Raw genomic sequence first — 20964 nt, forward strand, 5'->3', positions numbered from 1 at the left:
GCTAGTCAGTGCACAACGTCTGCTGCAAATGTTGTTGAATACACTTGCTTAAGCTGTCCATGCTTTCAACAACACTAGTCATTTCAAACGATTTAAGTTTTGTAATATTGTCTAAATCAATCTTACGTGGATAAACTTTCACAACGTTGTCTCGTGGTGCTTCTGACTCAAGCTCTGGCGCAGTATCACATGCAAAGACAATACTAGGCACACGCGTTTTTCCTGCTTGCGCAAATAAGTTAGTGACTAAACTATCAGAAAAACCATAAGCCATTTTAGCAATGGTGTTTGAAGTTGCTGGTGCTATCACTAAGCCATGATATTTACCCTGATAAAACAATTCAACAGGCACGCTACTCGCTGTCTTATCCTGATAAATACGATGTCCTGCAGCATTTAATTCCTGATGAAATCCATATTGCTGAATAATTTCAGCCCCTGCCCTACTTAGAAAAACATCAACGTTTTCTAATGTGTTTAAAATTGCAATTGACTCACGCAAATAGTGGCCAGAGCCTGTAATTGCCCATGCCAAACGTTGACTTTTCTTATCTATCATTTTTAACCAAACATATACTTTGAAAAACACATGACAATCACTACACAAGAAAAAACACCAGACTAATTCTTTGCAAAAGCAATTACAAAGATCATCTGGCGTACTGATTAATTTCAGCTTTTATTGTGTAAATATGATGCTAATTACTTTAAATGCATTCACATCAACAATCACTTATTAAGCAAAAGGATGCTCAATAACAATTGTTTCGTCACGTTCAGGGCCTGTAGAAACGATGGCAATCGGCACGCCACATAATGCTTCTAAGCGTTTCAGGTAGTTTTGTGCATTCTTAGGTAAACCATCCCATGTTTTTACACCAAAAGTGGTTTCCGTCCAGCCTGGAACAGTTTCATAAATCGGTTTACATCCAGCAACATCGTCCGCACCAATTGGTAACAAATCGATTTTTTTACCGTCTAGTTCATAACCTGTGCAGATATTAAGCTCTTTGATACCATCTAACACATCTAATTTTGTGATACACAAACCGGTTAAGCCGTTAATCATCGCAGAGCGACGCAACGCCGCGGCATCAAACCAACCACAACGACGTTTACGTTTAGTCACAGTGCCAATCTCTTGACCTTTATTCGACATTTGGTAGCCAGGTAGTCCCTGTGTTTCGATATCTAGCTCACTAGGGAAAGGGCCACCACCTACACGTGTTGTGTAAGCCTTAGTAATGCCCAATACATAATGCAACATATTCGCGCCAACGCCTGTGCCTGCAGATGCCTGCCCTGCAATACAATTACTTGACGTTACATACGGGTAAGTACCGTGGTCGATATCTAACAAGGTGCCTTGTGCACCCTCAAATAATAGATTTTCACCCTTTGCATTAGCCGTATAAATTTCTGCTGACACATCAGCAATCATCGGTTTTAGTGCAATCGCATGCTGCATACTTGCATCATATTGTTGATTAAAATCAACGGGTTTAGCATCAAGATAATTTGTTAGCACAAAGTTATGGTAATCCATGACTTCGCGTAATTTTTCTGAAAAACGCTCGGGATAAAACAAGTCATATACACGTAAAGCGCGACGTGCCACTTTATCTTCGTATGTTGGGCCAATTCCCTTGCCTGTGGTGCCAATCTTTTTATCTGCACTACGTTTAGCTTCTCGCGCAACATCTACAGCCACGTGGTGGCTCATAATCAATGGACAGCCAGGGCTCACCTTTAGGCGATTACTCACTTCTAGACCATCTTTTTCTAACGCAGCAATTTCCTTGAGTAAATGTCCGGCATCTAAAACTACGCCGTTACCAATATAGCAATTAACACCTGCACGTACGATGCCAGAAGGCACAAGGTTAAGCTTATAGATACGTTGAGCATCACCTTGCCCAACCACTAGAGTATGTCCTGCGTTATGACCACCTTGAAAACGCACAACACCTTGCGCATGATCCGTTAACCAATCAACAATCTTCCCCTTACCCTCGTCGCCCCACTGAGTGCCAATGACGACTACATTTTTTGCTGCTTTATTTGCCATAACGTTTACTTTGATTAAATATTAATTTTTTAGAATAATAGTACTGCACAAGAATATCCCTTGTGCAATTTCTAGCTTTTCACCACATCAACAACATGCCAACCTGAGTTGTAATGCTCAAGCTTACGATTACAATTCAGTTCAGCCAAGTCAACATCTGACCCAGCTAACGCTTCAATCACAACATGCCCTTCGCTTCTCAGACTTTCAATTTTATTTGCAAGTGCACCATCATCTGAGGCTGGTGCATAAATTGCCATGTCAGATTTAGCTGGCGGTAAAGCACTCACCACACCACGTAAATCAAGGCTGAATCCTGTCGCTGGACGAGCGCGCCCGAAAGATTGTCCAACCTCATCATAACGACCACCCAATGCCAACGGGCCTTTATAACCTTGTGCATATGCAGCAAATACAATACCGCTATGATAGTGGTAGCCACGCAACTCGCTCAAATCGAAACTAACACTAGCACCTAGTTGATCAATCGCATGACTGACTTGCTGCAAACTATCTAACGCCTTTTTAATGGCTGGTGTTGCAGGCAACACATTAAATGCTTTAGCTAAAATCGCCTTATCACCATTAAGCTCTGTTAAGTTTAATAGTGCTTCTCTGGTCGTGTGATCTAAGGTTTTAGTCAAGGATGCTACTGCAGGCTGGTCTTTACTTTGTAACGCAGCGTATAAATCCTGCTCTAACTGCGGATCTACCTGACTCGTCTCAATTAAGCTACCAAATACATTAACATGGCTAAAATCAAGATGAATCTCATCAATACCTATCGCCTGTAAAGCTTTAATCAACAAACGTTGAATCTGGATATCGCTTTCGATGCCAGCATGACCATACAACTCCGCACCAATTTGTAATGGTTCACGGGTCAACGCTAACCCATCAGGTTTAGTGCGCAATACGCTTCCTGCATAACACAAGCGCGTTACACCTTGATGATTCAAAAGGTGTGCATCAATTCTGGCAGCCTGTGGCGTCATGTCTGCACGTACACCCATGAGTCGACCTGTTAACTGATCAACGACTTTAAAGGTAGCTAAATCTAAATCATGACCCACACCCGTAATTAAAGACTCCATATACTCTAACATTGGCGGAATCACATACTGGTAACCATGCACTTTAAACAAGTCTAGCAACTTACGGCGTAAGACTTCAATTCGCATAGCCTCTGCAGGCAACACATCTTCAATATATTCAGGTAACAACCAATTACGCATATTTATCAATCATTTACTTAAAAAAATTAAGAGCAAACCACCAACGATGGATATCAAACCAACGAAGCGGAGTTGCCCATCTTTTAATGTCACCATTTTTATAAAGGTTTCTCGCCAGACTTGAGGCATCAGCATCGGAAGCAATCCCTCAAGTACCAGCATCAACCCTAAAGCAGCTAAAAAATAGTCGCCCACAGCAACCTACTATTTTCTGTTTGGACTACGCATGTATTTAAAGAAATCTGAATTAGGATCCAGCACCATTACATCACTCTTACTCTTGAAGCTGTTTTTGTAAGCTTCTTGGCTGCGATAAAACGCGTAGAACTCTGGATTACGGCTATAAGACTGATTATAAATTTCACCAGCTTTAGCGTCACCCTCACCCTTCGTCTTTTGTGCTTCTCGATAAGCCTCAGCGATAATTACCTCGCGCTGTTTGTCAGCATCTGCACGAATTTTTTCAGAGGCAGCAGCACCTTCCGAACGCAGTTGATTTGCTAAACGCTTACGTTCCGCAATCATACGGTCAAATACAGACTTACTGATTTCTTCCGCATAATCAACACGCTTTAATCGTACATCAACCACTGCAATACCCATTTGACGCGCTTCAGCATCTGCAGTCTTACGAAGGTTATCCATTACTGCACCGCGTTCGCCAGCAATCACGTCACGTACTGTACGTTTACCAAACTCTGTACGCAATACAGCATTCACGACTTTAGAAAGCCTATCTTCTGCAGCGGCTTCGCCACCCTCTTTAATGGATACATAATATTTGACAGGATCAACAATGCGCCATTTTACAAACGAATCCACCATCATGTATTTGTTTTCGCTAGTAATAAACTTTGCCGGCTGCTCCCAATCCAACGTCAAAATACGGTTATCAAAGTATTTAAGGTTATCCACAAACGGTACTTTAAAATAAAGGCCAGGCTCTTTATTGACGGATACGATCTCACCTAGTCTTTGCACAATGACATACTGGGTTTGATTCACTGTGAAGGCAGAGGTCGATAACAACATCAACCCAACAACCACTAAAATTATTATATTTTTTGCCTTGTTCATTATTTTTCCTTATCTACTTTCTCTATCTCGGCTGCGAAAAGCTTCTCTCGAGCGCTCTGTAGTAGCTGCTGCTGAATCAAAGGCTGCGCCTGATTCAGTTTGCGGATTTAATGACTGTACGGATTGAGACTGAGGGGCATTAGACGCACCAGTCGCATTGATGAGTTTATCTAACGGTAAATACAACAAGCTATTACCTGCTTTTTGATCAACAATCACCTTACTTGTATTAGATAAAATCTGCTCTTGCGCATCTAAATACAAACGCTGACGTGTCACTTCTGGTGCATTGTTGTATTGCGCTAAAATCTGATCGAATCGACTAGCATTACCTCTAGCTTCACTTTCAACTTTTAACTTATAGCCAGCTGCCTCAGATAGCAGACGTGAAGCCGTACCACGTGCCTTTGGAATCACATCGTTAGCATATGCCTGACCTTCGTTAATTTGACGTTGGTTATCTTGGTTTGCACGGTTAACGTCTTCAAAAGCTTCTTGCACTTGCTCTGGTGGTTGAGCACTTTGTAACGATACACTGATAATTTTTACACCAGTTTTATAGCTATCAAGGATAAGTTGCATACGCTCAGAAGTATCAGCCAAGCCTTTTTGCAATAGATCATCTAATTTATTTTTACCGACCACTTCGCGAATCGCAGACTCTGCTGCAGACATAACAGCTGTATCTGTTGAGCGATTATTAAACAGATAATACTTGGCATTGTTCAAGTTATATTGCACTGCGAATTGCAGATCAATAATGTTTTCATCTTCCGTCAGCATTAAAGCCTCTTTAGGCAATTTGGTCTTTCCACCACCAGAGCCTTCTGCACTACTTCTGTAGCCAACTTCAAGCCTACGCACTTGCCCCATATTGACGACTTCTACAGTCTCAATTGGATAAGGTAAGTGCCAACGAGGGCCAGGCTCTGTTGTTTCATCTAACGCTTTACCAAAACGGGTGACTACACCAGTAGAACCTTGGTCCACAATATAGAATCCAGAACCAAGCCAAATAAGCAAAACGAGCCCCATAATCGGTACGATTGGCAAATTAATGTCCCCTGATGACGGACGTTTTGGCTGAGAGTTTGATTGATTACCACCGTTTTTTCCAAACATCGCATTAATTTTGCGGCTTAAATCACGCATCACTTCATCAAGGTCAGGTGGCCCTTCATTATTTTGCTGTCTCCAGCCAGGGAATTTAATCATTCATCACTCCAACACTAAAAATTGAATTACTTTAAATTTTGGTTTAAGCCTAAATTTTAATTTAAGCAATACTATTAAAAACCAAGCACATCAAATATATTGCACAACTTACTTAACACTTAAGCAAAGGCACTTTCTTCAGTACTTTGCTTTTGTAAATACTGGTAATGCTCAGCCATCGCCAATCTCAGAAACTCAAGCCCTTCGCCCGTTTTTGCCGAAACGTGAAGGCTCGTAATTCTACCATATTCATCACGGTCCACAGCAGGCTCTAGACCTACACGGTCGATTTGGTTATATACCAGAATCTGTGGCACATCAGAGGCCCCAATTTCATTTAACACCTTATTTACTTGCGTAATCTGCTCATCACGATTGGTACTAGCAGTATCTACGATATGTAATAGCAAATCAGCCTGCACAGCCTCTTCCAAGGTTGCGCCGAAGGCTTCAACTAATGCATGTGGCAAATGTTTAATGAATCCAACCGTGTCCGAAAGCACCACTGAACCACAATCAGGAATATAAAGCTTATGTGTTGTTGTATCTAGCGTCGCAAAAAGCTGATCTGCAGCATAAATATTAGCCTTAGTGAGCCGATTAAAAATGGTAGATTTTCCTGCATTGGTGTAGCCTACCAAAGAGACAGTCATCACATTGGAGCGCTTACGTGCCCTACGTTGCATACCTCGTTGCGCTTTTAACTTTAGCAACTTTTCACGTAATTGTTTAACGCGCACGCGTAACATGCGACGATCTAGCTCAAGTTGAGTTTCGCCAGGACCGCCACGAACGCCAATACCACCCTTTTGTCGCTCCAAGTGAGTCCAACCACGCACCAACCTTGTTGATAGATGCTCAAGCTGAGCAAGCTCAACCTGCAGCTTACCCTCATGCGTCTGGGCTCTTTGACTAAATATATCTAAAATTAACCCAGTTCTATCCACAACACGCGCTTGCAACAAGCGCTCTAGATTACGTTGTTGTGACGGTGTGAGATCATGATTAAAGACGGCAATATTAGACTCAGTCACTCGCATCATTTGCGCCAACTCATCAGCTTTACCACTGCCAATGAATAATTTAGCGTCAGGAGTAGAGCGTTTACCCTCCACTTTCCCTAGCACAGCAAGCCCTGCACTTAAGCTCAACTGACGAAGCTCTTCTAAACTTTCTTCGTAGTCGTTTTCGCCAAAATTAACACTTACTAATATGGCGGCCTCGCCACCGCTTGGCCTTTCAAATAAATCTTTCAACGCTTAATCATCACCTTCAGACAAACTAATATTGACTGCACGCGCAGGTACAATCGTTGAAATTGCATGTTTATATACCATTTGCGTCACAGTGTTTTTAAGCAGAATAACGTATTGATCAAACGAATCCACTTGACCTTGCAACTTGATACCATTCACGAGATAAATAGATACTGCCACATGTTCTTTACGTAGCGCATTGAGAAATGGGTCTTGTAACATTTGCCCTTTTTGATTCATGATGTCTCCTATTGTTTGGAGTTAAATAAAATTAACCACTAACGGCTATTTAGGCCATATACAAATATCTTACTCTCGTTAAGATATAGAACAACCAAATTCGTTCTTTAATTTAATTAAATTTAAAATTTAGCGTCATCAATTCGCATCATTACCTCATCTCTACCAAGTAAAACCATGACCTGATCAATACTTGGAGACTGTGCAATACCCGTTAACATGACACGTAACGGCATTGCCACTTTCGGAAACTTCAATTGAAACTCAGTGACCACATCATTTAACACATGGTGAATAGCCTCTGCCTGCCACTCTACCTTAGAGAGCGCCTCCGTTAGCGTTTGCATAGCTGGTTTAATTTCTGCCGTTAAATGTTTCTCAGCAGCTGCTTGATCAACCAATGGTTTCTGATAAAAATAAGCGATACTATTAGCTAACTCGTTCAAGGTATGTACACGTTCCTTGTATAGGTCAATCACCGCTGCTAAGTTAGGTGTTGCCGTGACCTGTACACCTAATTTAGTAAGGCGCTTAGTCACATCGTTCACTAGGTAATCAGAACTAGCCTGTTTAATATAGTGTGCATTGAGCCATCTAAGTTTTTCGGTATTAAATTGTGCAGCAGACGGTGTGATGTGGTCTAAATCAAACCATTCACAAAACTGTTGCATACTAAAAATCTCTTCATCACCATGACTCCAGCCTAGGCGCGCTAAATAATTAAGCACAGCTTCAGGCAAATATCCTTCATCATCGTACTGCATTACACTCACAGCCCCATGACGTTTGGACAGCTTCTGACCGTCATCACCCAAAATCATTGACAAATGCGCATATTGAGGAATGGTTGCACCAAGGGCTTTTAGCATATTGATTTGGCGTGGCGTATTATTCACATGATCGTCACCTCGAATCACTTGTGTAATCCCCATCTCCCAATCATCAACCACAACACAAAAGTTATAGGTGGGTGTTCCATCAGCGCGTGCAATGATTAAATCATCTAGCTCTTGGTTTGCGATACTAATTTCACCTTTCACCAAATCATTCCACACCACATGACCGTCTTTTGGGTTCTTAAAGCGAATGACAGCAGGAATATCTTGCGGTGGTGTTGGCAGCACCTTACCCGCTTCTGGACGCCAACGTCCATCATAGCGCGGCTTAACACCTTGTTGCATTTGCATCTCACGTAACGCTTCTAGCTCTTCTTTACTGCAATAACAATAGTAAGCACTGCCTTCATCCAGCATTTTTTGAATCACTTCTTTATAGCGATCCATACGCTGCATTTGATAAAAAGGGCCTTCGTTATAACCTAAACCAAGCCAGCCCATGCCATCAAGAATTGCTTGCACAGCATCGGGTGTACTACGCGCAACATCGGTATCTTCGATGCGCAGAATAAAGTCACCCTTGTGCTTCTTAGCAAAAGCCCATGAGAATAAAGCGGTACGGGCACCGCCGATGTGAAGAAAACCTGTTGGACTAGGGGCAAAACGTGTGCGAACTGTCATATCTGTTGATTTTTAATATCTATATTATTTAGAACAATATTTTATCATGGTCAGATGGAGTCTAAAAAATTAAAAATAGATTAATAGTCCAAACAAGCTAGGCATGAATTGGTAAAGCCATGCTCAAAACATTATAGAGCTACTTACCTTACAGCAAATAAACTGGCACATTATTTGCTGTAAGTAATATACCTAGTGAAAGAACGTAGTTAAAAATGGCATTTCTCCAAAATTTATTCAAGAACACATCAACACAGAAGATGAAAACATCTATGGATTGGATGAGTCAAATCAAAGGCATGGACGACCTCTCTGCTATTGAGTTCGCGACTGCAAAATTAGGGGATGAATTCAAAACAAACGCTTTTAACAATCCAGCCAACTTGGAGGCACTCTTTACAATCGACGAAAATACACACATTATTGTCGAAAGAATCACAACACACTTTATTCATATCGAACATATCAGCGTTGAGCTGGAAGAGCGCGTCTCTAATGCCGTGTTCTTTTACCATCGTCAGTTATTCTTAATTTACTTTTCACTCATTGATCACTTTTATGATCAATACCAAAAGCATATTCATGTTTTATTAGCGCGGGCGATTCGAAATGCAACGCAAATGGTTAAGTGGCGTTATTACAATTATCAAAGTGCACCAGCAAATGTGTGGCTACAGATATCTCAGCTATATTTATTGGCAGAAAACATATCACTTTTAAACGCTAAAATTCAACCTTATGCAGACCTTGAGCCGATTTCGATATCTAATGCTTATATACAAGTTTGCATGCTGGGTTCATTAGAGGGCTTAAGCTTAAAATGTGAACAGATAGAATTAGTGTGCAAAATGCTGTCCATTTGGACATCAAAAACTACGGTAGATAAAGTATTTGATCAACAACAACATCTTTTCTATGTTGACACCACCAGTAACAAACCTGCAAAGCGCATCCGCACTTTCAAGCCCGCAAGCACATATCGTTATTGGGATTTTGACAGTGTCATTTCAAAAATAGAACTTTGCATGTCCCTGATTGAATTTAACATCTCGCCCAAGCAACCTTTTATGAAAGAGTTAGTTTCTCATAAAGACGCATTTACAACATTTGAAATACTCAATACTGAGTGGTCACGCGTTGATTATAACCGCCAACGCAGATCAGAAGACCGCAATCGAGCTGCATCTAGCGCAACAACAACATTCGGTTTTAAAGAGGTTTGTGAGCAGCTCAAACAGGTTGAGAATATTAAGATGCAACGTGGTGAACGTGGTTACTTAGGCGAAAAGTCATTTGAAGAAAGATTAGCATCTCACAACATCAATCGTAATGAACCCAATATTATCTACATGGATTTAAGCACCGATCACTCAAGCATCATCGATCAATCCAATAGTGGATTAGGTTTACACGTCAGCAGACACCCCCACGAGGTGAGCTTGGGTATGTTAATCGGCATTTCAACGAAAGAACTCAGAAACAGAACCAGGTTAGGTATTATTAAGAACATCAGACCTATCGCACATGGAGAGTTGCACTTAGGTGTAGAGCTATTAAGCAATATTGGGTTTTACTCTCAAGCAGAAAATATGGGATTAAAAACACCGAAGGTTGCTATGTCAATTGGTGAACCTACTGTTCAAGACAACTACTTTGCTAACACAGTATTTGCTGACACAAGTAGCTTTCTAGATAGTAGCTTTGGCACTGACCCGAGTAACTTCACTTGTATTTTCTTGCCTAAGGAACAATCATTGTCTAAACAAGAGACACTGATTATTCCAAAGCTCCAATACAACAAGAATGATATTTTCAAAGTACAAATATTGGGTGAAGAGATACTTGTAAGATTCACTAAATCTTTCGAACGTCATGGTAACTGGGTACGCGTTACCTTTACTACAGACATAAGCAAATAATCAAAAGCACCGCTTCACTCATTACTTAACTTCGGCAGCTTGCCATCCGCCACCTAATACCTTAAACAAATCAACTGACGCACTCAATCTTGCCTGACGAGCTTGAACAAAAGCCAAACTAGCCTCATTGTAAGTGCGCTGCGCGTCCAATACTTCAATATAAGCTGAGTAGCCAGACTGGTATCTATTTTCAGACAAAGCCAACATTTTCTTGGCAGAATCTTGGCTAGTTAACAGAGACTGTTCGCGCTGTGTTTGTTGGCGCAAGTTGATTAATGCATCATTCACTTCTGTAAAAGCAGTTTGAATCGTACGCTCATAAGTTGCCAGTGTTTTTTTCTGTTTAGCAGCCTCTTGGTCGACTCTAGCATTCAGCCTTCCTCCATTAAAAATAGGCAAGTTCAAACTAAGCCCACCCGTCCAAATGCGCGCTGCTGATTTCAACACATCCTGCAACTCAAGACTTTCTCCACCCCAAGATGCAGTGAGCGAAATACTTGGATACAAAGCCGCTTTCGCCACAGCAATATTGGCGTTAGCTGCCACCATTTGTGCTTCAGCCTGGCGTACATCAGGACGTGATTCTAACAAACTAGAAGGTAAGCCGATTGGTGGTACTGGTGGTATCGGCAAAGCCATCATATCTGCTTGAGCCTGCTCTAATCCACGAACAGCTAAACCCATATCACCAGTTAATAACGCTAGCTGATTTAAACTTAATGATTGCAACCGTTTTAAATCGGAAATCTGTGCACGTAAATTGGCACTAGCCACTTCAGCTTGATAAACATCTAAAGCTGAAACGATTCCACCTTCTAAACGACGTTTTGTGAGCGCTAGACTTTCGTCTCGACTGACTAAATTTTGCTCTGCAATCTGAATTTGCTTTTCCAAACTTCGCAACGACAGATACTGATTCGCTACCAAGCCCGTTAGTGACAGCTCAACAGTGTCTTTTGCATAACGGCTTGATAAAGCTGATGCTCTAGCTGACTCTTTAGTTCGGCTCAACTTACCCCAAAAATCCAGCTCAAAATTAGTACCAAACTTAAAGTTATAGCTCTCTCGAGGATTATCACCAAACACTGGAAATGCACCAGCCTCTGTCACGCGTGAGCGTGTTCCACCAGCGTCTAAAGCAACGGTAGGATACAACAAAGTGCCTGCTTCTTTCATCACAGCATCTGCCTGCTCAATATTGGCGACTGCAACTTTAATATCAGTGTTGTGTTTCAAAGCACTGGCTATTAATGTGTTCAGTGTTTCATCTTGATACAGTGTCCACCAGTCCTTAGCAATTTGATTCTTTGCCGCGTCTTGGCTTATCTCAACATACCGATCTGGCGTATCAACCTTTGGCCTTAAGTAATCTGGCCATACTAGAGATTGGCACCCAGACAGCACCAAGCTACCAACCAAATAAAAAGCTGGTTTAATTAAAAAATTATTTTTTTTCTGTTTCATACAGCACCTTTATTATCGGTATCTACTGAAGTCACAACTACTGGCTCGTCGTCAGGTACTTCATGGTGTTTTCTATGCACGTTTTTATTACTTAACCATGTAAAGAACAATGGAATAAAAATAGTCGCTACAAAGGTCGCTAGCAACATACCGCCAAACACACCTGTACCCATTGATTGTCGAGCCGCAGCACCAGCACCAGTTGCAATCACCAACGGCACGATACCTAACACAAACGCCATTGAAGTCATCACAATCGGTCTAAAACGTAACCTGGCAGCTTCAAGTGCAGCCTCTGCAATCGGCATACCCTCTTCCATTTTCTGGCTTGCAAACTCCACAATCAGAATCGCGTTTTTAGCCGCCAACCCAACCAATGTAATTAAGCCAATCTGGAAGTAAATGTCATTTGGCATACCTCTCAACAACACAGACAACAAAGCACCAGCTAAGGCAAATGGCACTGCCATGATCACAGCAAGTGGTAAGGCCCAAGTTTCAAATTGTGCCGCCAATATCAAGAACACCATAATGATGGCAAAACCAAACGCAAACACTGCGGCTGACCCTGTTCTTTTTTCTTGGTACGCTTGTCCTGTCCAAGCAATTTGATAGCCATCCGGCAGGTTTGCTTCAGCAATCTTTTCAACCATTTCAATGGCATCACCCGAGCTCACGCCTGACGCGCCTTTACCTAGCACCTTAGCTGATAGCAAACCGTTGTAGCGCTCTAACTGCTCGGCACCAACAATGTAGTTCACTTTACTTAGTGCAGATAACGGCACCATCAAGCCTTTATCAGAACGTACATAAACCTTACCTAAGTCCTCTGCTTTCATACGGTAGTCTGCTTCAGCTTGCAATTGCACACGGTAAGTACGGCCAGACTTATTAAAGTCATTGACATACAAAGACCCCATCGTACTTTGCAAAGTATCATAGATACTTGATACAGGCACACCCTGAGAAATAGCTTTAGCCTCATCCACTTCTAAAAATAGCTGTGGTACGGTTGGTCTAAAGAATGTATTAATTTCAGTCAACCTTGGCTCTTTTTTAAGCGCCTCAATCAAGTTATTCACCACAGCAGCCAAACGTGCGGGATCAGAGTCACCACGTGTCTGCACATACAACTCAAAACCACCGGAACTACCTAAACCACGAATCGCTGGCGGATTAAATGCAATCGCCATCCCATCTGGTTGTTGCATACCAATGCCAAACAATTTTTGCACAATGTCATCAGCGGTCGTCTCACGTTCAGACCAATCTTTTAAACGTACAAACATAGTGGCCGCACTGGTTTTGTTACCGCCACCGATCAAATCGAAACCATTCACAGCAAACTCATGTGCAACCGCAGGATCTTGAGCAATCGCGGCCCTTACATTTTCAGTCGTTTTACTTGTACGTCCTAAGGTAGCACCATCCGGCATAATGACAGCAGATATCACATACCCCTGATCTTCGGGTGGTACAAAACTTCCTGGAATCACTTTTAACAGTACAGCCACTAACGCAATAATCGCAGCGAACACAACAGTGCCGATTATTTTATGATGTAAGGTTAAATTGACTGTTGATGTATATACATGTGTAAAACGTAAAAAAGTACGGTTAAACGCTTTAAAGAACGCCGACTCTCCGTGTGTTTTCTTTAATAGAACTGCACACAATGCAGGTGTTAACGTCAATGCAACAACGCCCGAAATCACAACAGCTACAGCAACTGTCACTGCAAACTGCCTGTACATTTCACCTGCAATACCACCCAAGAAAGCAACAGGGATAAATACCGCACACAGCACGAGCACAATCGCGACAACAGCCGCTGACACTTGCTCCATTGATTTCACAGCAGCTTTGATTGGCGACAGCTTTTCTTCTTCCATTAGCCGCTCTACGTTTTCCAACACTACAATCGCATCATCGACCACAATACCAATAGATAACACCATCGCAAACAATGTTAGCGTGTTAATTGAGAAACCAAACAACCATAAACCAGCAAATGTACCAATTAACGAAATAGGCACTGCGATGATAGGAATTAATGTCGCGCGCCAGCTTTGTAAGAACAAGAACACAACCAGCACAACGAGCACCATCGCTTCACCCAATGTTTTTAGCACTTCTAAAATAGATGCTTTTACAAAGTCACTGGTGTCATAAGGTACTTCCCAATCAATACCTTCTGGGAAACGTTCTTTCAATTCCTTCATTTGTGCTTTAACTGCTTCTGCCGTATCTAATGCGTTCGCACCAGATTGCAAGAAAATAGGGATACCTACACCAGGTGTACCATCCAAAGTTGTGCGAACGTTATAGCTCTGCGAACCAAGCTCGATACGTGCGACGTCTTTTAAATGAAGCACACCACGCTGTCCATCAGCACGAATAATGATATTACCGAATTCAGCAGGGTCAATTAAGCGACCTTTTGCTGTCACGGTATACACTAATTGCTGATTAGATGGTGATGGATCCTGACCAATTTTACCGGCAGCATATTGCGCATTTTGTGTTCGAATCGCGTTAGCAATATCAGTGGTAGTTACCCCTAATTGCGCCATACGATCAGGACGTAACCAGATACGCATTGAGTAATCTTGCGCACCAAAGATTGTAGCGTCGCCAACACCTTTTATACGCTTAATTTCATCAAGCACATTCAATGTAGCGTAGTTACTTAAAAATAAAGTGTCATACTTTTTCTGCTTATCTGTGAGCATCACAACCAGCAAGATATCGTTAGACCTTTTCTGGACAACTAAACCAGTCCGCCTCACTTCATCAGGTAAACGAGGTAAAGCAATGTTCACCCGATTACTGACGTTAAAAGTAGCCTGATTAACATCAGTGCCAACTTCAAACGTAGCAGTAATGGTCAAAGTGCCACTAGAGTCAGCACTAGAATTGAAATATAACAAGCCCTCAACACCACTTAATTGCTCTTCAATTGGGGCAGCCACTGTTTTAGATAGTGTTTCAGCACTTGCACCAGGATAGGTTGCTGTAATTAATACCGTTGGCGGTGCAATTTGCGGATACTGTGCAATCGGTAACTTCAGTGCCGCAGCTAAACCTGCGAGCACAATGATGATAGACAATACGCTCGCAAAAATAGGCCGCGTAATAAAAAATTTACTCATATAGATTCTCGATTAAGCCTGTTGTTATAGCTATTAGTAATACACTTATTTAGAACCAGCTGATTCATTGGTTTTTAGTGCAGGGCTTGTACTAGGATCGCTTAGCGGATGCGGAGATACTGGTGCACCAGGACGCAATTTAATAATATTATCGACGATTACTTTGTCACCAGTTTCTAGGCCACTTAAGATTACCCAATCCTTACCAACCCAATTACCAGCAACAATTGGTTTAATCGTCACGATATTTTTATCATTGGCCACATAAACAAACTTACCCTGATCACTACTTAACACGGCTGTTTGTGGCACAACAAATACGCCATCTTTCTTCCCTGTAATGACTCTAATCCGAGCAAACTGACCTGGAAGCAAGCGTTTATCCTCATTATCAAAAGTCGCTCGCAATAACTGTGTGCCCAATTGGGGGTCAATGCCACTAGCAGCAAAGTTCAACTGACCTGATTTTGAATACTCTTCACCACTAGGTAAAATCAGTCGTACGTCCTTAACACCTTTTTGCGTCAACGGACCACCTAACTGCGCTAACTCAGCATCTGACAAACTAAATCTCACCCAAATTGGACTAAGCTGACTCACCGTACTTAACAGACTTGTGTTAGCACTGACTAAAGCACCTTCAGACAACTCAAATCGCCCAGCCACTCCAGATAAAGGCGAAGTAACTGTCGTGTAGGATAAATTCAACTCCGCCTCACGCACAGCAGACTCATACTGAGCCAAACTTGCCAGTGCTAATGCATTATCTGAACGGGCGTTATCTGCTTCACGCTGACTCACTGATTGAGTGGCAACAAGTGCTTGCAAACGCTGAGCTTCACGCTGCGCTTGATCTAATCTTGCTTTTTGTTGTGCTAATTGTGCTTTGGCATTTGATAACGCAATTTGATATGGAACAGGATCAATTAAAAACATTGCCTGACCAGCTTTGATTGGTGCGCCCTCTTCAAATAGCTTTTTAAGCAAAATACCACCAACACGTGGTCTAATTTCCACCTCTTTAGCACCCTCTGTTTGCGCAACAGCTTCAGCGCTCATTGGTACACTAGTTGGCTCTACAGTGACCACACTGACCGGCATAGGCGGCATACCCTGTGCCTGCGCAGCGTTTTCCTGCTTACCACAAGCAGCAAGCACAGACATCGCGAGAACACCAATGAGCGCTAACATCATCCCAGATGTAACCATGGTTCGTTTAACATGAGCGCCCTGTCCATTTATAGACTGTATGCGAATATGCTGTTGATTGTGATTTGCAGTCTTAGTTACCATTGAAAACTCCACGTTTATTTTTATAACTTATTAATTATTCTATGTTTTTATTAAAACAATAGCTATCTGCACTTGCTTACATACAGATTTGTATGTATATTATATACAAACAGGAATGTATGTAAATGCCTAAATGTTAAAATATTCAATAATCTAGTTTTAACCAGTGGAATTAATATGGTCAGAAAAACCAAAGAAGATGCAGAACTCACTCGCCAAAAAATTGTAAATGCAGCACGTGCTGTATTTCTTCAACGAGGCGTTAGCAAATCCACATTGGAACATATTGCATCGCAAGCTAATGTGACGCGCGGCGCCGTGTACTGGCACTTTAATAATAAAGCAGAAATTTTTCATGCAATTCGCGAGCAAGTCTTTCTACCGCTGATTGACCGTATGGATGACACATTAGCGATCACAAGTGATAACTCACAAAACCCCCTTGATCAAATTGAAGCAAGCCTATGCCATACAATACATGAGCTTAATGACAATATTGAGATGCGTGAAATCTACGAAATCATGATGATCAAATGCGAATACGTAGATGAGTTTGCGTTGGTACTTCATCAAATATTAAACAACTGCTCGAGCTTAATTCAAAAAATTGAAATTGCTTACGAGCGTGCACAATCACAAAATCTACTAGCCAGCAAACTGACACCCCGCGCACTTGCACTTGATACTCACCTGTTCTTTGGCGGATTGTTACATATGTGGATTAAAGATGCCGATGGCACAAAATTTAGATACCAAGCGATTGAACTCATTAAATCGCATATCAATTTACGTAGGAAATAGAGTCTAAGAAATATATAGAAAATTTTACAAAAATTCTTCTTACAGAAAATTCTTGTGGTTCAGTAATTGTAGAGATACCATACGCAAATATTAAGCGTTGGAGGCATTGTGGCTATTTATACTGGTGAAATTTACGGTAAACAAACCGCAAGCAAGTTTGTGATGTACAACGTGCTAAAAGTGAGCAAGCAGCTTGTTACCTTACAAAATATAGACAACCCACTAAGCCTTTTTGAAACAACAGAACAAAAATTAAGCGCTTCAGGTTACATCCGTGTTAGCCAAACACCATTTATCGACTTAGTATCCACAACACCAAAACGTCGCAAAGCAGCAAAAAAACCTACTCGCTGCCCACTTACTTTTGATTTTTTAGAAGATCGTGCGGATAGTGAGCGTCCTGCACCTATTATGCAGGACTTATTTGGCTAGCATTTTAGCTACGTGGAGGTCCGCCTCTTAGATCATGACCATCTGCACTGTAAATTTCCACTTCCACAAAGTCACCCGGCGTTAAACCTTCAGCATCTTCTAAATAGACAACACCATCAATCTCTGGTGCATCTGCTTTAGTACGGCCGATAGCTTCGATATTACCTTCAACATCGGTCACGATCTCATCTACAAGCACAGTTTGAATACTGCCAATTTTTGCGTGTACTTTAGCTGCACTAATTCGTTCCTGCACTTCCATAAAACGGCTTAGGCGTTCTTGTTTGATCTCTTCTGGCACTTGGTCTGGCAAGGCATTCGCTACCGCACCGTCCACAGCGGAATAAGCGAAACAGCCTACTCTATCCAACTGCGCCTCCTCCATAAAGTCTAGCAACTGCTTGAAGTCATCTTCTGTTTCACCAGGGAATCCGGCAATAAAAGTGCTTCTAATCGTAATATCAGGACAGATTTCACGCCACGCTTTAATGCGTGCTAAGTTATTTTCACTGCTAGCCGGACGTTTCATCGCTTTTAATATACGTGGGCTAGCGTGCTGGAATGGCACATCAAGATAAGGCAAAATCAGGCCATCTGCCATTAATGGAATCACTTCATCAACATGTGGATATGGGTAAACATAATGAAGGCGTACCCAAACACCAAGCTCACTCAATGCTTGTGTCAGTTCTGTCATACGTGTTTTCACTGGACGTCCATTCCAGAAACCTGGACGATATTTAACATCAACACCATACGCTGAAGTATCTTGTGAAATCACTAAAATTTCACTCACGCCAGCATTGACTAGATTCTCAGCTTCGTTAAGTACTTCACCAATCGGGCGACTGACCAAGTCACCACGCATGCTAGGAATAATACAGAAACTACAACGGTGGTTACAGCCTTCAGAAATTTTAAGATAAGCATAATGCTGAGGGGTAAGTCTTACACCTTGTGGTGGCACTAGGTCAATAAATGGCTCATGGGGCTTTGGCAGATTGGCATGTACGGCAGTCATCACTTCTTCTAGCGCATGCGGACCTGTTACCGCTAGAACACTAGGGTGAGCAGCTTCAACAACTCCCTTTTTGGCACCTAAACAACCAGTCACAATGACTTTACCATTTTTGTTAATGGCTTCACCGATAGCATCTAATGACTCTTCAACAGCACTATCTATAAAACCACAGGTATTGACCACCACCAAATCGGCTTCATCATAACTACCAGAAATTTCGTAGCCTTCTGCGCGCAATTGGGTGAGAATACGCTCTGCGTCTGAACCAGCTTTAGGGCAACCTAACGATACAAAGCCTACTTTAGGCGTGGAATTTTTGCGTGTAGTACTCATTGTCATAAAAACCTATAAATCTTAAAAATTAATTCAAATGTATATTATTGCGATTGCTTGGATGTATGTTGTAATTTTAATGGCCGCCACTGAAAAATCAGTCACAGCAGGATTGCTTACATTTATATTTTATGGCCTGTTACCCTGTGCGCTGCTACTGTGGTTGCTTGGTGTAAAACATCGCCGCCACCACCAGAACAAGCAATCAATGGATGAAATGACCCACCAACAGGATGGTACCGACCCCCAACGCGATGAGTAATACCTGACTCAATGTCGCTTTTAGTTCGGTACGTTTATGTAAGCTAGGAATTAAATCAGCCACCGCCACATATAACATGCTTGCAGCTGCTAACCCTAAAATGTAGGGAATCCAACTCATCACATATTGCAGTGCAAAATAAGCAATTAGGCCGCCAACCAAAGTTGCCAAGCTAGATACTAAATTAAAAATCAGCGCCTGTTTTTTACTATAACCTGAGTGTAATAATATTAAAAAGTCACCCACCTCTTGTGGAATCTCATGTGAAATAATCGCAAGAGCGGTGACCACGCCTAATTTAACATCCACTAAAAATGCTGCTGCAATTAGCACACCATCCACAAAGTTATGAAAAGTATCGCCAATCATAATCATCATGCCACTACGACCGCTGTCATGTTGATGGTGTGCATGCGTGTGCACTTGCATTAATGATGGTGCTTTTGCTCTAGATGCCGCCTTGTACTTAGTGCTACCTGCATCAGGTTGAGGGTGCGTTAATGGACAGTTTTCTTCGCTATGAATGGCATGCACTTCACAATGATCACCATGGCAATGTCGCCAAATCACCAATTTCTCTAGCACAAAGAACAGTAGCAACCCAAATAATAGCGTTGCAGAGATACTTTCTATACTACTCGCTTCACTAAAAGCATGTGGAAGAATTTCTAAAAAGACCGCACCCAACATTGCACCAATTGCATAGCTAACGAGCATAGGAATCCAAGCAGTACGTAAGCTTAATGCAAACAATGCCGCTAAAGATACGCTCAACACCCCACCGATAAAGCTAGAAATGATGATCCATGCAAGAATGGGTAACTCTGGAATTGTCATGCAACACTTTTTTATATATGAAAGAGCGCTATTATAACCGAGCCGCCGTCATATCAGTGTTTGATTCAAACCAAATCATGCTTGCCATACGTCCTGTCACGTTATCGCGTCTAAAAGAGAAAAAGCGAGCCTCATCTGTGTAAGTACAAAAGTCTTCATTTACACTGGCACCATATACTTGCGTCACGCCAATGTTATTAAGTCGCTGCTGTGCAATTAGATATAGATTACAAAGCCATTTACCTTTTGAATCTTGATTGTTGATCGATTTAAACGCCAACGCTGCTTGGCTATCTTTTTCAATAAATTGTTCACGAACATCACTACCTACTTCAAATGCATCTGGACCAATAGCAGGGCCTAACCATACCAATACATCACTGGGCGATACATGCATTTTATTAACGGCAGCCTCTATCACACCATCACATAAGCCTCTCCAGCCAGCATGCACGGCAGCAACCACTGTACCTTTTTTATCACAAAGTAGCACTGGCAAACAGTCCGCCGTCATCGTGACACACACAACATTTGGCTTTGTCGTCAATGATGCATCCGCATTTTGCAGGCAAGTGCTAGTAGCAGCATCAATCACATCCACACCATGCACCTGATTTACCCAAACTGGCTCACTTGGCAAATATGGGCTCAATAATTGACGATTTTTTGCAACCGCCATGGGATCGTCCTGTACATGAGCACCCAAATTCAGATTCGAATACGGTCCAACACTTACACCACCAAGACGTGTTGTTTGTAACGCCTTCACGTTAGTCGGTGCAGGCCAATTTGGGGTAATGAATGTAATAGGTGCAAGATTTGTCATGGTTAATCCAGAGACT

18 protein-coding genes are annotated in these 20964 nt (G+C 41.9%); 3 read left to right on the top strand and 15 right to left on the bottom strand.

Going from position 1 to position 20964, the window contains the following annotated elements:
• Position 1: 1 nt before the first annotated feature.
• The 9 genes from A391_RS0109365 to gltX all read right to left on the bottom strand — a co-directional run bounded on the left by A391_RS0109365 (position 2) and on the right by gltX (position 8608).
• Positions 2-559, bottom strand: a complete 558-nt coding sequence (locus A391_RS0109365; protein ID WP_019898957.1) for a flavoprotein — start codon at positions 557-559, stop codon at positions 2-4.
• Between the two features lie 177 nt (positions 560-736).
• Positions 737-2068, bottom strand: a complete 1332-nt coding sequence (locus A391_RS0109370) for an adenylosuccinate synthase (RefSeq protein ID WP_019898958.1) — start codon at positions 2066-2068, stop codon at positions 737-739.
• A gap of 71 nt (positions 2069-2139) precedes the next feature.
• Positions 2140-3303: an ATP phosphoribosyltransferase regulatory subunit gene (locus A391_RS0109375; RefSeq protein ID WP_019898959.1), complete on the bottom strand. Its 1164-nt coding sequence runs from the start codon at positions 3301-3303 to the stop codon at positions 2140-2142.
• Between the two features lie 9 nt (positions 3304-3312).
• The gene (locus tag A391_RS0109380) at positions 3313-3498 is read right to left on the bottom strand and encodes a DUF2065 domain-containing protein (RefSeq protein ID WP_019898960.1); all 186 of its coding nucleotides are present in this window, start codon (positions 3496-3498) and stop codon (positions 3313-3315) included.
• Positions 3499-3507: 9 nt separating this feature from the next.
• The gene (gene hflC, locus A391_RS0109385) at positions 3508-4380 is read right to left on the bottom strand and encodes a protease modulator HflC (protein WP_019898961.1); all 873 of its coding nucleotides are present in this window, start codon (positions 4378-4380) and stop codon (positions 3508-3510) included.
• A gap of 9 nt (positions 4381-4389) precedes the next feature.
• Positions 4390-5595 carry an FtsH protease activity modulator HflK gene (gene hflK, locus A391_RS0109390; protein WP_019898962.1) on the bottom strand — a complete coding sequence of 402 codons (1206 nt, stop codon included), beginning with the start codon at positions 5593-5595 and terminating at the stop codon, positions 4390-4392.
• A gap of 119 nt (positions 5596-5714) precedes the next feature.
• On the bottom strand, positions 5715-6851 hold the full coding sequence (gene hflX, locus A391_RS0109395; protein ID WP_019898963.1) for a GTPase HflX: 1137 nt from the start codon (positions 6849-6851) through the stop codon (positions 5715-5717).
• Between the two features lie 3 nt (positions 6852-6854).
• Positions 6855-7091 carry an RNA chaperone Hfq gene (gene hfq, locus A391_RS0109400; protein WP_019898964.1) on the bottom strand — a complete coding sequence of 79 codons (237 nt, stop codon included), beginning with the start codon at positions 7089-7091 and terminating at the stop codon, positions 6855-6857.
• Between the two features lie 122 nt (positions 7092-7213).
• Positions 7214-8608: a glutamate--tRNA ligase gene (gltX, locus tag A391_RS0109405; RefSeq protein ID WP_019898966.1), complete on the bottom strand. Its 1395-nt coding sequence runs from the start codon at positions 8606-8608 to the stop codon at positions 7214-7216.
• A 215-nt stretch (positions 8609-8823) separates the two neighbouring features.
• Here gltX and A391_RS0109410 point away from each other — a divergent pair, with 215 nt between their 5' ends.
• A complete protein-coding gene (locus A391_RS0109410; RefSeq protein WP_157261344.1) occupies positions 8824-10527 on the top strand; it encodes a hypothetical protein in 1704 nt (567 codons plus the stop codon).
• A gap of 21 nt (positions 10528-10548) precedes the next feature.
• Here A391_RS0109410 and A391_RS0109415 read toward each other — a convergent pair whose 3' ends face one another.
• From A391_RS0109415 to A391_RS0109425, 3 genes are read right to left on the bottom strand one after another with little or no spacing between them, the layout of a single operon-like run.
• On the bottom strand, positions 10549-11991 hold the full coding sequence (locus A391_RS0109415; protein WP_019898969.1) for an efflux transporter outer membrane subunit: 1443 nt from the start codon (positions 11989-11991) through the stop codon (positions 10549-10551).
• Positions 11988-15143 carry an efflux RND transporter permease subunit gene (locus A391_RS0109420; protein WP_019898970.1) on the bottom strand — a complete coding sequence of 1052 codons (3156 nt, stop codon included), beginning with the start codon at positions 15141-15143 and terminating at the stop codon, positions 11988-11990. Before A391_RS0109420 ends, A391_RS0109415 begins: the two co-directional genes overlap by 4 nt.
• A 45-nt stretch (positions 15144-15188) precedes the next feature.
• Positions 15189-16436: an efflux RND transporter periplasmic adaptor subunit gene (locus tag A391_RS0109425; protein ID WP_019898972.1), complete on the bottom strand. Its 1248-nt coding sequence runs from the start codon at positions 16434-16436 to the stop codon at positions 15189-15191.
• A 177-nt stretch (positions 16437-16613) separates the two neighbouring features.
• On the opposite strand from A391_RS0109425, the gene A391_RS0109430 reads away from it, so the two are divergent.
• Together A391_RS0109430 and A391_RS0109435 are read left to right on the top strand one after the other, a co-directional pair.
• Positions 16614-17237, top strand: coding sequence for a TetR family transcriptional regulator (locus tag A391_RS0109430; protein ID WP_019898974.1), 624 nt, complete (start codon positions 16614-16616; stop codon positions 17235-17237).
• Between the two features lie 108 nt (positions 17238-17345).
• A complete protein-coding gene (locus tag A391_RS0109435; RefSeq protein WP_019898976.1) occupies positions 17346-17669 on the top strand; it encodes a hypothetical protein in 324 nt (107 codons plus the stop codon).
• 4 nt (positions 17670-17673) lie between these two features.
• Here A391_RS0109435 and rimO read toward each other — a convergent pair whose 3' ends face one another.
• The 3 genes from rimO to pgeF all read right to left on the bottom strand — a co-directional run bounded on the left by rimO (position 17674) and on the right by pgeF (position 20948).
• Positions 17674-19029 carry a 30S ribosomal protein S12 methylthiotransferase RimO gene (gene rimO, locus A391_RS0109440; protein ID WP_019898978.1) on the bottom strand — a complete coding sequence of 452 codons (1356 nt, stop codon included), beginning with the start codon at positions 19027-19029 and terminating at the stop codon, positions 17674-17676.
• 199 nt (positions 19030-19228) lie between these two features.
• Positions 19229-20122 carry a ZIP family metal transporter gene (locus tag A391_RS0109445; RefSeq protein ID WP_019898979.1) on the bottom strand — a complete coding sequence of 298 codons (894 nt, stop codon included), beginning with the start codon at positions 20120-20122 and terminating at the stop codon, positions 19229-19231.
• Positions 20123-20153: 31 nt separating this feature from the next.
• Entirely contained in the window at positions 20154-20948 is a 795-nt protein-coding gene (gene pgeF, locus A391_RS0109450) for a peptidoglycan editing factor PgeF (protein ID WP_019898982.1), read from the bottom strand.
• Positions 20949-20964: the final 16 nt, after the last annotated feature.

The organism is Methylotenera mobilis 13 (assembly GCF_000384255.1).
Classification (GTDB): domain Bacteria; phylum Pseudomonadota; class Gammaproteobacteria; order Burkholderiales; family Methylophilaceae; genus Methylotenera; species Methylotenera mobilis_B.

Coding starts and splice junctions, on each gene's coding strand:
- A391_RS0109365 (WP_019898957.1), bottom strand. CDS start 559: ATGATAGATAAGAAAAGTCAACGTTTGGCATGGGCAATTACAGGCTCT.
- hflK (WP_019898962.1), bottom strand. CDS start 5,595: ATGATTAAATTCCCTGGCTGGAGACAGCAAAATAATGAAGGGCCACCT.
- rimO (WP_019898978.1), bottom strand. CDS start 19,029: ATGACAATGAGTACTACACGCAAAAATTCCACGCCTAAAGTAGGCTTT.
- gltX (WP_019898966.1), bottom strand. CDS start 8,608: ATGACAGTTCGCACACGTTTTGCCCCTAGTCCAACAGGTTTTCTTCAC.
- hflC (WP_019898961.1), bottom strand. CDS start 4,380: ATGAACAAGGCAAAAAATATAATAATTTTAGTGGTTGTTGGGTTGATG.
- hfq (WP_019898964.1), bottom strand. CDS start 7,091: ATGAATCAAAAAGGGCAAATGTTACAAGACCCATTTCTCAATGCGCTA.
- A391_RS0109430 (WP_019898974.1), top strand. CDS start 16,614: ATGGTCAGAAAAACCAAAGAAGATGCAGAACTCACTCGCCAAAAAATT.
- A391_RS0109375 (WP_019898959.1), bottom strand. CDS start 3,303: ATGCGTAATTGGTTGTTACCTGAATATATTGAAGATGTGTTGCCTGCA.
- A391_RS0109415 (WP_019898969.1), bottom strand. CDS start 11,991: ATGAAACAGAAAAAAAATAATTTTTTAATTAAACCAGCTTTTTATTTG.
- A391_RS0109425 (WP_019898972.1), bottom strand. CDS start 16,436: ATGGTAACTAAGACTGCAAATCACAATCAACAGCATATTCGCATACAG.
- A391_RS0109445 (WP_019898979.1), bottom strand. CDS start 20,122: ATGACAATTCCAGAGTTACCCATTCTTGCATGGATCATCATTTCTAGC.
- A391_RS0109420 (WP_019898970.1), bottom strand. CDS start 15,143: ATGAGTAAATTTTTTATTACGCGGCCTATTTTTGCGAGCGTATTGTCT.
- A391_RS0109370 (WP_019898958.1), bottom strand. CDS start 2,068: ATGGCAAATAAAGCAGCAAAAAATGTAGTCGTCATTGGCACTCAGTGG.
- A391_RS0109410 (WP_157261344.1), top strand. CDS start 8,824: ATGGCATTTCTCCAAAATTTATTCAAGAACACATCAACACAGAAGATG.
- pgeF (WP_019898982.1), bottom strand. CDS start 20,948: ATGACAAATCTTGCACCTATTACATTCATTACCCCAAATTGGCCTGCA.